The sequence below is a fragment of the Flavicella sp. genome (assembly GCF_037132785.1).
GTDB lineage: Bacteria > Bacteroidota > Bacteroidia > Flavobacteriales > Flavobacteriaceae > Flavicella.
Map to the genome: position 1 here is coordinate 1 of NZ_JBAHZZ010000079.1, position 15,632 is coordinate 15,632.

At 31.9% G+C, this 15,632-nt stretch carries 11 protein-coding genes and 1 pseudogene; 3 read left to right on the top strand and 9 right to left on the bottom strand.

Annotated elements, in window-relative coordinates:
- The coding region (locus tag V5787_RS05150) for an IS30 family transposase (RefSeq protein ID WP_336892197.1) at nt 1-209 on the top strand (209 nt) is incomplete at its 5' end.
- 232 nt (nt 210-441) lie between these two features.
- Here the strand turns inward: V5787_RS05150 and V5787_RS05155 are convergent.
- The 7 genes from V5787_RS05155 to V5787_RS05185 all read right to left on the bottom strand — a co-directional run bounded on the left by V5787_RS05155 (nt 442) and on the right by V5787_RS05185 (nt 11,309).
- Entirely contained in the window at nt 442-2,667 is a 2,226-nt protein-coding gene (locus tag V5787_RS05155; RefSeq protein ID WP_336892198.1) for a GH92 family glycosyl hydrolase, read from the bottom strand.
- A gap of 298 nt (nt 2,668-2,965) precedes the next feature.
- Nucleotides 2,966-3,976, bottom strand: coding sequence for a N(4)-(beta-N-acetylglucosaminyl)-L-asparaginase (locus V5787_RS05160; RefSeq protein WP_336892199.1), 1,011 nt, complete (start codon nt 3,974-3,976; stop codon nt 2,966-2,968).
- Nucleotides 3,977-5,092 (bottom strand): putative glycoside hydrolase, encoded by a 1,116-nt coding sequence (locus V5787_RS05165; RefSeq protein WP_336892200.1) that lies wholly within the window; start codon nt 5,090-5,092, stop codon nt 3,977-3,979. It abuts the gene before it with no gap.
- A 6-nt stretch (nt 5,093-5,098) separates the two neighbouring features.
- The gene (locus tag V5787_RS05170; RefSeq protein WP_336892201.1) at nt 5,099-6,166 is read right to left on the bottom strand and encodes a carbohydrate-binding family 9-like protein; all 1,068 of its coding nucleotides are present in this window, start codon (nt 6,164-6,166) and stop codon (nt 5,099-5,101) included.
- A 12-nt stretch (nt 6,167-6,178) separates the two neighbouring features.
- A complete protein-coding gene (locus V5787_RS05175; protein WP_336892202.1) occupies nt 6,179-7,144 on the bottom strand; it encodes a glycoside hydrolase family 130 protein in 966 nt (321 codons plus the stop codon).
- 38 nt (nt 7,145-7,182) lie between these two features.
- Nucleotides 7,183-9,060: a sodium:solute symporter family protein gene (locus tag V5787_RS05180; RefSeq protein ID WP_336892203.1), complete on the bottom strand. Its 1,878-nt coding sequence runs from the start codon at nt 9,058-9,060 to the stop codon at nt 7,183-7,185.
- Nucleotides 9,060-11,309, bottom strand: a complete 2,250-nt coding sequence (locus tag V5787_RS05185; RefSeq protein WP_336892204.1) for a GH92 family glycosyl hydrolase — start codon at nt 11,307-11,309, stop codon at nt 9,060-9,062. The genes V5787_RS05180 and V5787_RS05185 overlap by 1 nt, the downstream gene beginning before the upstream one ends.
- Nucleotides 11,310-11,433: 124 nt before the next feature.
- Between V5787_RS05185 and V5787_RS05190 the strand changes: the two genes are divergently transcribed.
- Nucleotides 11,434-12,507 (top strand): sensor histidine kinase, encoded by a 1,074-nt coding sequence (locus V5787_RS05190; RefSeq protein WP_336892205.1) that lies wholly within the window; start codon nt 11,434-11,436, stop codon nt 12,505-12,507.
- On the top strand, nt 12,504-13,214 hold the full coding sequence (locus V5787_RS05195; RefSeq protein ID WP_336892206.1) for a response regulator transcription factor: 711 nt from the start codon (nt 12,504-12,506) through the stop codon (nt 13,212-13,214). Before V5787_RS05190 ends, V5787_RS05195 begins: the two co-directional genes overlap by 4 nt.
- A gap of 25 nt (nt 13,215-13,239) precedes the next feature.
- Here the strand turns inward: V5787_RS05195 and nagB are convergent, their stop codons facing one another.
- Together nagB and V5787_RS05205 are read right to left on the bottom strand one after the other, a co-directional pair.
- Nucleotides 13,240-15,147 carry a glucosamine-6-phosphate deaminase gene (nagB, locus tag V5787_RS05200; protein WP_336892207.1) on the bottom strand — a complete coding sequence of 636 codons (1,908 nt, stop codon included), beginning with the start codon at nt 15,145-15,147 and terminating at the stop codon, nt 13,240-13,242.
- A gap of 353 nt (nt 15,148-15,500) precedes the next feature.
- A pseudogene (locus V5787_RS05205) lies at nt 15,501-15,632 on the bottom strand (IS1595 family transposase); the annotation flags it as partial.

A 15,632-nucleotide genomic window follows, 5' to 3' on the forward strand; every position in this document is an offset into this window, starting at 1 on the left:
TTTACTTTGCCCATCCATACTCATCTTGGGAACGTGGCACAAATGAAAATACAAATGGTTTAATCAGAAGGTTTTTTCCAAAAGGAACAGACTTTAATGAAATCACTGAAATCCAACTTAAAACAGCACAAGATAAATTGAATAATAGACCACGTAAAGTGTTGAATTACAAAATACCAGAAGAAGAAATGACTTTGGAATATCATTAAATAAACCCTGATTTTACGTTTTAAAGTTGTTCTGTTTTTCTCTCCATACTGAGAATTTAAAATCGAACAACTTTAAAATGAGCCCTAGCGGCAGCCACACCTATTGCTATCAAAATTATTTTAGCACCTTTAAAGGAAATTATTATTTGAAAAATGTATATTTGAATACTATTTAGAAATTAACGTTTGTTGCGTTAAGGTCTTGAATACAAGATTAATATAATAGGAATCGTTAATTTTCCAAAATTATATTTAATTTTGCTCCATTGACTAAATCTGAATGCTCAATAAAATAACCTTTGTGAGTATTATTATTCAGCTGAATCTTCCTTATAAAACCATCCTTATCCCCTTCCTTGGTAATTACAAGTGTTTTGCCTTTGTAATACCTAGAATCTAATTCAACGGTAATTTTATCGAACATAGGGGCTGTAATTGTGTAAGACGGCTCTCCTGGAGAGATAGGATATATACCCATCATACTATATACTAACCAAGCAGACATAGTTCCTGTATCGTCGTTACCGGGCAAACCATCGGGTGTATTTTTAAAATATTCCCGAACCAATTCTTTTACCAATTTCTGAGTTTTCCATTCTTTACCTTTCACATAATTAAACAAAAAAGGATACCCAATATCTGGTTCATTTGCCATGTCAAAATGATCTTCATCAAATACTTTTTGTAACTGATTGGCAAAACTATTTTTACCACCCATAAGCTTAATTAACCCTTTTGTATCATGGGTTACCATAAAAGTATATTGCCAGGAATTACCCTCTATAAACCCAATGTTTTTAGTAAAGTTATCACCTGCTAAAGGATCAAAAGGAGTATACCATGTCTGAGCGTCTTTTTTAGGTCTAAGTAATTTTAATTTTTTATCGAAAAAATTTCTATATGATATAGATCGCTTTGAAAACCGCTTATAGTCTTCTTTTTTCCCTAATTCTTTCGCTAAAAGCGCGATGGAAAAATCACTAATATTATACTCTTGAGTTGTAGATACAGAACCAGAATTTTTTGTAGTCAAATATCCTGTAGAAATATATTCTTTAATACCAGGACGCAATGGATTATTGTCTAATTGACTAGCACTTTTAACCATAGCTTCATAAGCTTTGTCTATATCAAAATCCCTAATACCTTTTAAATACGTGTCAGCCAACACAATTCCAGCAGGATCTCCAACCATCGTAGTTGTTTCCGTAGCATTAAGCTCCCATTTTGGCAACCAGCCACTCTCGTCATATATATTTAGCATACTCTTAACCATATTGGATTGTTGTTTAGGGTATACTAACGACATTAACGAATGTAAATTTCTATAGGTGTCCCAAAAAGAAAACACGGTAAAACGAGTTTCAGAGGTCTTTAAGGTTTCACGAGTCGCCATACTAGGATATTCTCCATTATAATCATTTAAGGTATTTGGATGAATTAATGTATGATACAAGGCAGTATAAAAAATAGTTTTATCATCTTTAGTTCCGCCTTCTACTTTAATTTTTGACAAAAGAGTATTCCATTCTAAAGATGTTTTTTTATAAATATCTTCGAAAGATAAATTTTCTGTTTCTTTCTCTAAATTTTCTCTTGCATTTTCAATACTTACATAAGAGACACCAACTTTTATTTCAACTTGTGTTGTTTTATCAAAATGATACTTAAAGTAGCTCCCTATAGAATCTCCTACAACTTCTTTTCTAAATCTTTTTTTTAATCTAGTTTTCCCATTATATGGCATCCATTTACCTTCAATTCCGTGATAAATATTCATTTTTTTCCAAACACCAAAGTCATCAGCAGGCTCACTAAATTTGGCAACAAAATAAACTGGATATGCTTCTTCTGGTTTATAATAACAAAATGAACCAACGGTTCTCATTCCCTCAATTTCAGTTGAAGAAACTATTTTTATCGAAGCTCCCTGCTCATTTGTCAATCCCAAACCTAAATTTAATAATATGTTAGACTCCCCTTTAGGAAAAGTATATTTAGACACACCAGTACGTGTTGTAGCAGTGGTTTCTACTTTAATATTGTATCTATCTAAATTTGTGCTATAATAACCTGGTTTTGCAATTTCATCGGTATATGTACTCCCGTATAATAAATGATTTGTTTCTACCTTCCCTGTAGTTGGCATAAATAAAATGACACCTAAGTCTGGACATCCAACACCACTTAAATTTACATGTGAAAAACCAGTTAAAAATGTGTTTTCATGTACATAGGGGTTTGACAACCATCTGCTATCTTTTTCTAAAATATTTTGTTTTCCAGAAACATTAAACGGTGATACACTAACCATACCTCTAGGAGCAATGGCTCCAGGATTGGTAGCTCCGAAGTTTGAGGTTCCTATAAATGGATTTACATAACTAGTAAACTCTTGAGCATTACTAATACAATGGCAGGCCAAAAGCGCAACTATTAAAAATTTATTTTTCGTCATATGTTTTATATTTAATAAACTCTACTTAGGTCTAAGTCTATACAAGATATTAATTAGGGTACTTACTTTTATTTTGAGGTTAGCCTCAGAGAATTAACCCTAATTTGGGGCTATCATCTCGTAATTAAAATTTAATCGATAAAAATCTAAACTTTTTTAAAATCATTTCCTTTTAAAAAAAATCAGCTTCAAGTTTTAAATATCTTCATCTAGGTTTATCATTATTAATTAGAACATTTTTTACAAATCTTCTTTTCATAAATGATGTGTTTCAATATATCTCAGAAAAAGATATGGTTTATTTTTTCACCATTTTAAAGGCAGAATCTTCCATATGATTTCCGTTTTCACTATCATAAACAGCATAGTTAAATCCAGGTTTTAGACTATAGCCAGCGTAATCACCCTTTTTATTAACAGCAATAAAACCAACCTGAAGAAAACTCATGTCTTTATGATTTTTATGTTTGTTATAAATACGTTCAACAATTTCTTTACATGCTTCAAAAGGCGTTTTCCCTTGACGCATTAACTCCACAACCATAGCACTCCCCGCAGTTCGTATTACAGCTTCACCCAAACCTGTAGCTGCTGCTGCACCAACGTCGTTGTCTAAAAACAAGCCAGCACCAATAATAGGAGAATCTCCAACTCTACCATGCATTTTCCAAGCTGCTCCACTTGTAGTACAGCCTCCAGATAAATTGCCTTCCTTATCAAGAACAAGCATACTTATAGTATCGTGATTTTCACTATTTATTACGGGTTGATATTTTGAATTCTCTAACCATTTTTCCCAGCGTTTTCTAGATTCTAATGTCAATAGATTTTCCTCTTTAAAACCTTCCGATACAGCGAACTGTAAAGCTCCTTTCCCAGACAACATTACATGTGGAGTATTTTCTAAAACCTTTTTTGCTACAGCAATAGGGTGTTTTATTCCTTGTAAAAAAGAGACCGAACCACAATCACTGTTATGGTCCATAATACAAGCATCTAAGGTTACTTTACCTTCTTTATCTGGTAAGCCTCCATAACCCACACTTCTAACTTTTGGGTCAGCTTCCGGTATTCCTACTCCAGAAACTATCGCATCCAAAGAAGAACTTCCTTTTTTTAATTGCTCCCAGGCTTCTTTATTTGCTGCTAAACCATGGTTCCAAGTAGAAATAATTAGCGGTTTATTGGCTTTCTTTGCTGTAACAAACCCTTTACTTATTTTAACATTTGCATTTATAGGACTCAAAACATGACCAATTCCAATGGCTCCAATAGCTGCTTTTTTTATAAAATCTCTTCTATTTGACATTTATTTTTTTGAGTTTTTAATAATTTCAAATTGCTCTTCTGTCATACTATAATCATCAAAAAATGCGACTCCAGATGCGCCGTTTGATTTAGCTTCTTCAATTGCTATCTTTAAATTTTCTGGAGATAATTTAGGCGTATATAAACCTGTATGTAGCTCAATAGTTCTTCCTTCTAAATCTTCTATCCCTTGGGCAGTCGCATATCCAATCCAATCTAACTCCTCATTATAAAAGTTATAATAAATCATGGGTAATACCATATCTATATTCCATTTATCCCAACGTTGACGGACCATATGACCTGACATTTCAGGATAAGGAAAAACGGCAGCACTTAATTTTTTATTGTGTTTATGTACAACCGTATAAGCATCATCCACAAGTGACTTGATTTCATTTAAACGAAAGTTTTTCCATTCTATATCAATAGCTGGATTTTCCATTTTTCTTGGATCTTTATGGTGCAGTGCAATGAATTTATTTACACTAGCATCTGAATAATCAAAATCGTAATCTGGCAACTCTTCATTTTGCTCTAAATTGTACTTGGGCAATAAACCAATTGGCAAATAAACATCAGGATATCTAATATAATCTAAATGAACACTTGTAACACCTTCTACCTTAGCCAACCCTTCTATCAAACTTAAAATATGTTTTTTAGCTTCAGGATGACTCGGCGATAACCATTGGTAATAACCAACATAAGGTCTTTCTTCTTTTTTAAAACACGACTTTCCACTACGACTAACCATATACCAATCTGGATGTTGTAGTGCAATTGTATCTCCTGGTCTATTTGCGGTAAACATCCATGCGTGTACTTCTAATCCAGATTTTATAGCAATTGGAGTTAAACGACTTAATAACTTAGGATCTGCCCCTGTATTAATAAGAACCGCATCAATCCCATTACTCTTTAATTTATCAAAATGCGCAGAATAAGTCGCATCTGATTTTTCATTTCCTGCGGTAATCCAATTCCAATACTTAAAATCTTTTTCCCCCTCGGTAGTTGTAATTTCAACCACCTTAGATTCGTCAGATTCCTCTGTAGTCCCACATGAGATTACAATTATTGAAAGGATTAAAAGAAGTAATTTACTTATTTTCATATTATATTAGTTAATTGTTAATTTACTGTCTTCTCTAATAATCAAATATTTTCCCGAGAATGGACTTTTTACTATAATATTCCATCCTTGACTATGATTTTCAAGTATTGGTTTTATTGTTTTGCTATCTATTTTGATAACAGTTGCATTTAAATCTTTAAGAGATGTAGCCCAGATCTTATTTTGAGCAAAATATGTTTTTTGACTCCTGTAAATTTCAAACAACTTCCATTTCAATTTTTCATCATTAGAAATTATAAAATCATCTTTACTACCTGCTTGTTTAGAAGAAAAATAAACATAGCCCCATTTCTCGGGTTCGTGCATATTTACAACTCCCATGGGTGACCATACCCAATTATACTCGTGTAACAGTTTACCGTTCTTATCTTTTTTCCTAGAATACTTTCCGTTTTCAAGTTGAAAATCCCAATTAACTCTTGAAAAGTTTACACGCCAAAATTTATCACTGGGTACATTTTTATGAAAATATCCGGTTTTAAATGCTGACCAAGGAATCGCTATTTCTAAAACCCACCCTTTGTCAATATCCTCAGCATTATTAATAGTTCCATTAACTTTTACTGCCGACTTTAAGCCTACAATATTCCAATCGTTTAAAACAACATTATTGTCTCTATAAGGCTGGCTAATAAACAAATCCCAAACGGTATTTAAAGCATTAATTTCTATCTCATAATAATTATGAGAATCACCATCAGGATCAATAAAAATCTCGAAATCATTATTGTGAAAAATGATGGCATCTCTTTTTGTTAAATTTGCCCACACATGAGGTTCTTCTAATTTAGCTAAAATATAATAATAAGAATCATCCCAAAGCATTTTTACTTGGGTCTTGTATTTGGGTTGTTTCACCCCTTCGATATCAATAAATAATTCAGACCATTCTACTTTATTCCACGAAGGATCCGAATCTTCTCCATCAATATTTATAGCCTGTTGAGTTTTATAAGCGATATAACTTTTAGGCACAATATTTTTTAGTTGTGCATGACTCAAAACCGTAAAACCATAAATAGCTATGGTTAAAAATTTAATATATAAACCCATCAACTTCAAATCTTATAAACTATTATTTTTTGTAAATTCTATAACCTCACTAAGTTTACCAAAAGCCATTGCAACAACTGTATCAGCCGCTCCATAATATACAGCTAATTTATCTTCTTTTACATCATGCAATGCTGCACATGGGAAAACCACATTAGGAACATCACCAATCTGTTCATAATTTTTTGCTGGTCCCAATAAATAAGGCTGTGTTCTGTATTTAACTTTATCAGGTTCGTTTTCATCTAAAAGAGCAGATCCCATAGCATATCTAAATCCATTACAGGTATTTATTACACCATGATAAATCATAAGCCATCCCTCCTCTGTTAATATAGGTATTGGTCCCGCTCCTATTTTTGTACATTGCCACGCACTATCTTCAAAATTTGTAGCCTTCATAACGCAACGATGTTCACCCCAATATTTCATATCTGGACTATAGCTTATGTATATATCTCCAAAGGGAGTGTGTCCATTATCACTAGGTCTACTTAACATCGCGTATTTCCCATTAATTTTTTGAGGAAATAAAACTCCATTTCTATTAAATGGTAAAAATGCATTTTCACATTGAAAAAACTCTTTAAAATCGAAAGTATATCCAATACCAATCGTTGGTCCATGGTAACCGTTGCACCAGGTAATCCAATATCGATCTTCAATAAAAACAACCCTTGGATCGTATTTATAATCAGAATCAATCATACTGGTATTTCCAAATTTCATTTCTATAGGCTTATGTTCAATATCCCAATGAATCCCATCTTTACTAAAACCAGCAAAAATATTCATTTGAACCGCTTTATTATCGCACCTAAACACACCTGCAAACCCATCTTTAAAAGGCACTACGGCACTGTTAAAAATACTATTAGACGATGGTATATCATAACGGTTTATTATTGGATTTTCAGCATATCTCCACATCACATCGTTACAATCAGCGGGTTTTTCTTGCCAAGGTATATTATTCATTATTTTTATCTGCTTTAAGAATTTTCTTTTTAATGTCTTTAGTCTTTAATTTTTGTAACCTTATCTAACCAAGTAAATTTTAAAATTATCGTAGTAATTATAAACACCAATAAAGTCACTCCTGTTTTAGGGTAATCCCGAATCATAAAATAAATCGGTAATAAAATCATACTAGATTGCCAAATAATACCGATGAAACAATTTCCCATATCTGCCCAAAAATTATTGTTTTTTGTCATCTTATTATCTTCAATTTTAAGCTCATTATAAACAGGACTCCAAAAGCCCCATGGACGTACATTAAAATAAAACTCTTTTAATGTTTTCATACTTGTTGCAGGTGTTAAAAATGTGCCTAAAAACGACCCTAATAAAGAGACGGTAAAAATGATAGGGAAAACATAAATAACCGACAAGTGTGATAAGTCATATAAAAAAGACCCCTGCTCAAAACCATCTTTGCTTTGATCTAATAAAAACTGTAATGTAGCAACTACTAACCCAGAAGTCATCCCCCAGAAATAGCCCCAACCATTAAACCTCCACCAAATCCATTTTAAAAAATTGGATGCTACATAGCCGCCATATAAGGCACTTGTAATCCATAAAGTTATCGCATTAATAGAATTTGCAAAAAAGCCCATAATCACCCCAAGAATCACGAGAATTATAGAAGCTAAATGACTGGCCTTTATATAGTGTTTTGGTTCTGCCTCTGGTTTAAAATACTTCTTATAAATATCATTGACAATATAGGCTGGTCCCGAATTAACAAATGCTGAAAAAGTAGACATAAATGCCGCTAAAAGCCCAGCCAGTAATAGACCTTTTATTCCCACAGGAACATGATTATTAATGACATTAGGTAAAATAATTTCTAAATCCCCTAAATTTAAAGTACTAGAAGCTGCCATTTCTGGACCTAAATAGATCAACGCTAATATTACAATTCCTGAAATAAGTAAATACCTAGGGATAAATAAAACTAAATTGGTAAAACCACTCATATATGCTGCTTCTTTAACAGATCTCGTCGATAAAATTCTTTGCATATCATAACTTGGTGTAGGTCCTGCAATACTAGCGAAAAAACCTTTAAACAAACACATTCCAATAAATGCGCCAAACATCTTATATCCCTGAGTATCGATCAGTTCGTTGAAAGCAGTAAACTGTCCTGTCCAAGACCCTTCTAATGTAGTGCCAAAGAAAATATTACTCCATTCTGTAGAAATAATAGTATTAATTTCAACTTCTGATACAGTAACAAAGGCATAGATTGCAATTAAAATCCCAGAGATTACCATGATACCATATTGTAATACTTCTGTAGCTACCACAGAAAACATACCTCCTTTAATTGTGTAAATAGTAGTTAAAAATATAATTAACAAAGCATAACTCTGACTAGATGTAAGTAATAATACATCGTTTAACATGAATGTTGCGTCCCAAGGAAGGATAATCGTCATAAACTTTCCGACACCTTCGAAAAAATAAGCTATAAAACCTATAGAGGCAATTACGGCAAATATTGCAACGATTAGGTGAGAGGCTCTTCCTGCTTTATCATCACCAAAACGGGTTAGAATCCACTCTGATCCTGTCATTATATTTGAACGTCTAATCCAAATAGCCAAAAAGACCATAATAAAAATTTGGTTCCACACGGGCCACATCCACATAAACATAAAGCTCTTTGCTCCATAAAGGAAAAGCAGACCTACCATCCAAGCAGTTCCTGAAACATCAAACATTCCAGATCCATTACTTAAACCGAGGTAATACCACTTTATACTTTTACCTCCTAAGAAATAAGAATCTAAACCTTTTGAAGCACGCTTAGAAGCCCAAATACCGACTCCTAAGGTAAATACTATATATAGTATTATTATTGAAACATCTATAATATCCATTAGTTTTGTTTGTTTCTATTAATTCCCCATGATTTGTTAGGCAAGTCACCCATTACAAAATGAAGTATACCACCTTTTAATAGTGTTTTATGTGAAATAGACGTTTGATTAAACGGCTTGCCATTAAGTAAAGCTGATTGTATATAAATGTTTTTTGAAGACACTTTTTCTGCTTCAATAACAAACGCTTTATCTTCTGAAATATAAATTATTGATTTTTCAAAAATAGGACTTCCAATTTCATACATTGTTGAAGCGGGATTCATAGGATATAAACCAACCGAACTCAACACATACCATGCGCTCATTTGACCACAGTCTTCATTACCACTCAATCCATTTGGAGTTGTGTTGTACTGAGTATCCATTATATGACGTGTCCAATATTGTGTACGCCAAGGTTTATTAGCATCGTTAAACATATAAGCGATATGATGACTTGGTTCGTTACCATGTGCGTATTGCCCAATTAATCCAGTAATATCTGCTGAAACATTAGTCCCTGTAATTTCAGAACTTTCAGTAAACAATTGCTCTAGCCGATTTGTAAAAACCTCGTTTCCTCCATGAAGTGAGGCTAATTTTTCAACATCATGAGGAACAAACCAACTATGTTGCCAAGCATTACCTTCGGTATAATCAGTATGTAATCTATGGTTAGAATATTTTGGATCAAAAGGTTCATTCCAAGACTTACCGTCTTCTGTTTTCCCTCTCATAAAACCAGTTTCTGCATCAAATAAATATTGATAAGCTTTAGAACGATTCAAAAAGAACTTATAATCATCTTCTTTCCCTAAAGCTTTAGCCATTTGTGACACACACCAATCATTATAGGCATATTCTAGTGTAATCGTAACGGATTCGTCTAACAAATTATAGGGAATATAACCGTGCTTTTTATAAAGGTCTAATCCACGTTCATCTTGCATCATCGTAGTCTTCATCGCATGATAAGCCTTTTCTACATTAAAGCCTTTAATTCCTTTTAAATAAGCCTCAACAATTACAGATACAGAGTGATAACCAGTCATGGTATTTGTTTCATTTCCATAAAGTGTCCAAACAGGAAGTATGTTTTTGGTTTTATAATACTCCAACATAGAATTTATAATGTCCGAAACTTTATCTGGCGCGACCAATGTTAATAGTGGCTGTTCTGCTCTAAAAGTATCCCAAAGAGAAAGAGTTGAATATGCAGTATATCCCTCAGCAACAACAATGCTATCGTTTTCTTTTCTAAACTGTCCGTTTTTATCGCTAAAAGTAACGGGTGCAACTTGTGCGTGATACATGGCGGTATAAAAAATTGTTTTAAGTGAGTCAACTTGAGTTTCTACTTTAATTTTAGACAGAGCCTCTTCCCACGTTTTTTCTGCTTGTTTTTTTACCGTTTCAAAATCGCCATTATCTAAATTCTCTTTTGCGTTTTCAATACTTACAGAAGACAGAGCAACTCTTATTAACAACTCGTTACTAGCATTGTTCTTGAAAAATAACTGAGCAGCAGTTTTTACTCCTTTAGCTGCGTCAGCACTAACGTCATTTTTATCACTAACTAAATTTGCTTTATCTATTGCTTTTGAAAACTTAGCGACAAAAAAGACTTTTTGATTTTTTGCCCAACCCGTACTAAAACGGTGACCCGAAATCGTAAATTCATCTTCAATTTGTAAAGCTGTATTTGTTGCTTTATCCCAATTGATACCAAAACCTAAATTAACAATTACCGATTGCGTTTCATTTTCATGAAACGTATATTTATGAAATGCCGTTCGTAATGATGACGTTAATTCTACATTTACATTGTGATCTTCAAGAAAAACTTGATAATAACCAGGAGAGGCTTTTTCGTTTTTATGACTATAAGTAGATGTATAAGTTAATGAATCTCGAGAACTGCTTGTACTACTAAGGTCTACTTCTTTATTAACTGGCATAAACAAGACATCAGCCAAATCACCAATACCAGTACCACTTAAGCTTAAATGGCTAAAACCAATAACAATAGAGTCTGAATAATGATAACCTGAGCACCAATCCCATTTACTAATCCCATTTACAGGACTCACCTGCAACATTCCAAAAGGAACTGTTGCTCCTGGATATGTATGTCCATGTCCACCAGTACCAATAAAAGGATCTACAAAACTAATTAATGATTTTGAATTAGTAATATTTTTATCAGTACTTTTACTGCAACCAAAAGCAAAAGCCCCAAGCCAAAAAAGTAATAAAATGTTCTTCATAATTATAATATATAAGGTTGATTGTATAAATTATCATAAATTTAACGACTCTTAAAATTAATTTAGACAGACAACTGCTGAACAAAGCTAAACATCAAAAAACCACAAAACAAATCATTTGTAAATGAATTTTAATTCTAAACAATTACATCCAGTATCTTTAAATCATCATATACTTTTTTGGCTCTTATATTTTTTTCTAAACTTTTTTAGATGGGGAAGTTATTTTAATGGAGTTAAAGAATCACCTTATATGTATTCGTTTATAACGAACCTATTAGGTTTCCCTATACATATGGTTTTATGTTATTTAACTATTTATATTCTATTACCTAAATTAGCTTTTAAGAAAAAGTATATCTCATTTATATTTTTAATACTATCCGCAATATTTATAATGGTATTTGTTAAATTTAATTTAACATACTACTTGGTCAGCACAAACGTTTGGCCTGAAGGACCTCTACATGTTAGCGAAATGACTGTTGATTACACCATCGAAATGATGTTTGGCGAACTTTATGTCATTACATTTACAACCGCTATTAAAACAACATTAGACTTCTTAAAAGAGCATCAACGTGTAGCCAATCTTGAAAAAACGCAATTGAAAACCGAACTACTCTTTTTAAAAACTCAAATTTCTCCTCATTTTTTCTTTAACACCCTAAATAACATCTATTCTTTAGCTATTCAACAATCTAAAAATACACCTAAAATTATATTAAAATTGTCGGAGTTAATGCGCTATCTCCTTTATGAAACAAAAAACAAGAAACAATCTTTAGAAAAAGAGATTTTATGCATCCAAAATTATTTGGAGTTAGAACGCATTCGTCATAATAATGGTCTAGAAGTAAACATGTCTATTTCTGGAGATCTAGAAGAAAAAAAAATAGCTCCAATTCTATTATTAACATTTATAGAAAACGCCTTTAAACATGGAGCAAATAAAAACATTGGAAAAGTTAAAATTGATTTAGATTTCACAATTAAAAATAATTTTCTTTATTTTACGATTTCAAACCCAATGCCAAAAATAACAGCACATACAGACCTTTTTGACCGCTCTAGCGGAATAGGTCTAGAAAACGTAAAAAAACGCCTTGCTTTAGGGTACAATAAAAAAGATTATAAATTAGTTATCGTAAACAACAACGATTTGTTTGTTGTGAAGCTTAAAATAAAAGTATCATGAAAATAAAATGCCTAATTATTGATGATGAACCTTTAGCAATCAATATTATCAAAAACTATTTACAACAAATAGATGATTTTGAAATTTCTGAAACGTTTAATAATGCCATATACGCATTGAACTTTTTAAAAAGTAATTCAGTAGATGTTATATTTATAGATATTAATATGCCTGTTTTAAATGGTATAAATTTTATTAAAAGCTTAGAAAACCCTCCTTTATTAATAATTACAAGTGCACACGATCAATTTGCCTTAGAAACTTATGAGCTAGACGTACTTGATTACTTAATAAAGCCAATAGAGTTTCCTAGATTTATGAAAGCACTTAATAAAATAAACAGGAGAATTAAAAACAATGAAGATCTTAGTTCTAACTCCCAAAATCGTCCTTATATTTTTGTTAAAATTGACAAAAAGAAGATGAAAAAGATTTTTTTAGATGAAATTCTAACTGTAGAATCACTAAAAGATTATTTAAAAATAAACACAACGACAGGTAGGTATATTATTCACAGTACTCTATCTGATTTTACAAACTTATTACCTTCCAGTGATTTTATAAGAATACACAGGTCTTATACGATAGCTATCAATAAAATTGAAGCCGTCGAAGGTAATAGTGTAGAAATTGAAGGACTTAGATATGTAATAGGAAGGTCTTATATTGAAGAAGTAAAACATAAAATATTAAATTCTTCAATATAAGACATACATTCCCTAAGCTATTTTTTTAAAAAAAATACCGTTTAAAGGCCTCAATAGCAGCGTAATCCGCCAAACCTAAATCATTATATTTTTTAGCAGTTAACCTATTTCTATCTTCAACTCTTACCCAAAACTCTCTATCATCTTCTCCTTGAAACATTACACCATCTTTTTGTGATTGATGACAAAAAATAGCATGTCTCTTTTTTAAAACTTGATCTGGACTCATTGGTACAGCCATTTCAATCTCATAAGGTTCCCACTCATGCCATGCTCCACGGTATAACCAAACCCAACAGCCACTCATATAATCTTTATGCTTTAACTCTTCTAAAGAAGCGAATATAGCATCTAGACAAACTTTATGTGTGCCATGAGGGTCCGCTAAATCTCCTGCTGCATATATTTGGTGAGGCTTTACTTCTTCGATTAAATTAGATATTATATCAATATCTTTTTGAGATAAATTATTTTTACGAACCGTACCAGTTTCATAAAAAGGAAGATCTAAAAAATGAACATTGCTATCTGCTAATCCAAGGTATCGAGTTGCAGCAAGTGATTCACTTCGTCTAATTAAACCTTTTAATTTTCTAATTTCTAAAGCATCTACTTCATTACCCGTTTTAGTTTTCAAACTCTCTATTATCTCATTTGCCCCATTTGAATTTAACGCTTTCGCTATCTCAGCAAACTTTAAAGTTTCTTCGTCTGATACAGCAATATTTCCAGAAGTTTGGTATGCTATATGTACATCATGACCTTGTTGAACCAATCTATCAAAAGTTCCCCCCATAGAAATAACATCATCATCTGGATGTGGACTAAAAAGAATCACTCTTTTTCGTTCTGGGTTAGAGCGTTCTGGTCTGTATTTATCGTCCGCATTTGGTTTTCCTCCAGGCCATCCTGTAATAGTATGTTGTAATTTATTAAACATTTTAATGTTTAAATTATATGCCGAACCTTCTTCTATCAATAAATCAGACATACCATTATTATTATAATCTTTATCTGTTAGCTTAAGAAATGGTCTATTCGTTAATTCACTCAACCAAACAACGGCTTTTAACTTAAGTGTTTCTGTCCATGTACAAGAAGTAACTAACCATGGTGTTTTTACCCTAGTTAATTCTGAAGAGGCTTCTTTATCAAGAATAAACGTGGTATTACCATGCTCTTGCAAACATGTAGCTGGAACAAAAGAACTAATTTCACCTTCAACAGTTTCTTTTAAAATGGAAGCTTTACTGATTCCCCAACCTAATAATATAATTCTTTTAGCGGCATGAACTGTACCAAGCCCCATAGTAATAGCTTTCCTTGGCACATTGTCTAAGCCTAAAAACGACGATGCTGCATCCACTCTAGTAATATGATCTAAAGTAATACTTCTAGTCCTAGAATTGAAATGAGATCCAGGCTCATTAAAACCGATATGTCCTGTTCTACCTATTCCTAAAAGTTGTAAATCTATCCCTCCTAATTCTTGTATTTTTCTATCGTACTCAATGCAATATTCCTGTAATCCTTCACTACTAACATCTCCATTAGGGATATTAATGTTTTCAGGTAATATATCTACATGTTTAAAAAGATGTTCATGCATAAAATAAAAATAACTTTGAAGGTTGTTTTTATTCATTGGATAATATTCATCTAAATTAAAAGTTACAACATTAGAAAAACTTAACCCATCTTCTTTATGCATTCTAACTAATTCTTCATACACTTTAACAGGAGAAGACCCTGTAGACAGCCCTAATACACAGGGAGAATTTAATAATTCTTTTTTCTTAATTAGATTTGCAATTTCTTGGGCTACAATTATTGAGGCTTGATATGACGAGTCAAAAATTACATTATGAATCTTTTCAAAACGAGTTTCTTCAAACTTACCTGCTTCACTATACTTTATTGGTTGAGTATCCATTAAATGAATTGTTTTAATTAATTGTATAAAACTATATGGTTATGAATACAAAAATATCAAATTTTCGACCAATAACTGAAGACTGTAGATAAATAAATAATATATACGTCAATTCGTGTAATAAAAGTAAATACAGACACAAAATCAATATAATTATCTACAATAATATTATCAGGCTCTTTATCGAAGTTCTAGTGTTATTGATCGAAAATTTACCTCCCGATACCAATAAACATAAAGTTTAATAAAAAGTTAGAAAATATTAACAAATATTAAGAGATTAGATTAAAGTTTATTTTTAGATTGCTCAATAATTACAGTACAACTATAATTATTGGAAAATAATTTCTGAGTTACACGCCTAGTGTCTGTTTTATATTTTTTTGATATTTAGGTTTTTGTAGTACCATTCTAAGAATTGTTTTATGAAAAATGGATTCTTTGTATTGTGACCTATTAATTCTAAAACAAAATTCATCAAAGTA

Bases quoted from the DNA above. Each gene is read 5' to 3' on its own strand.
- V5787_RS05155 (WP_336892198.1), bottom strand. From the start codon at position 2,667: ATGACGAAAAATAAATTTTTAATAGTTGCGCTTTTGGCCTGCCATTGT.
- V5787_RS05160 (WP_336892199.1), bottom strand. From the start codon at position 3,976: ATGTCAAATAGAAGAGATTTTATAAAAAAAGCAGCTATTGGAGCCATT.
- V5787_RS05165 (WP_336892200.1), bottom strand. From the start codon at position 5,092: ATGAAAATAAGTAAATTACTTCTTTTAATCCTTTCAATAATTGTAATC.
- V5787_RS05170 (WP_336892201.1), bottom strand. From the start codon at position 6,166: ATGGGTTTATATATTAAATTTTTAACCATAGCTATTTATGGTTTTACG.
- V5787_RS05175 (WP_336892202.1), bottom strand. From the start codon at position 7,144: ATGAATAATATACCTTGGCAAGAAAAACCCGCTGATTGTAACGATGTG.
- V5787_RS05180 (WP_336892203.1), bottom strand. From the start codon at position 9,060: ATGGATATTATAGATGTTTCAATAATAATACTATATATAGTATTTACC.
- V5787_RS05185 (WP_336892204.1), bottom strand. From the start codon at position 11,309: ATGAAGAACATTTTATTACTTTTTTGGCTTGGGGCTTTTGCTTTTGGT.
- V5787_RS05190 (WP_336892205.1), top strand. From the start codon at position 11,434: ATGAATTTTAATTCTAAACAATTACATCCAGTATCTTTAAATCATCAT.
- V5787_RS05195 (WP_336892206.1), top strand. From the start codon at position 12,504: ATGAAAATAAAATGCCTAATTATTGATGATGAACCTTTAGCAATCAAT.
- nagB (WP_336892207.1), bottom strand. From the start codon at position 15,147: ATGGATACTCAACCAATAAAGTATAGTGAAGCAGGTAAGTTTGAAGAA.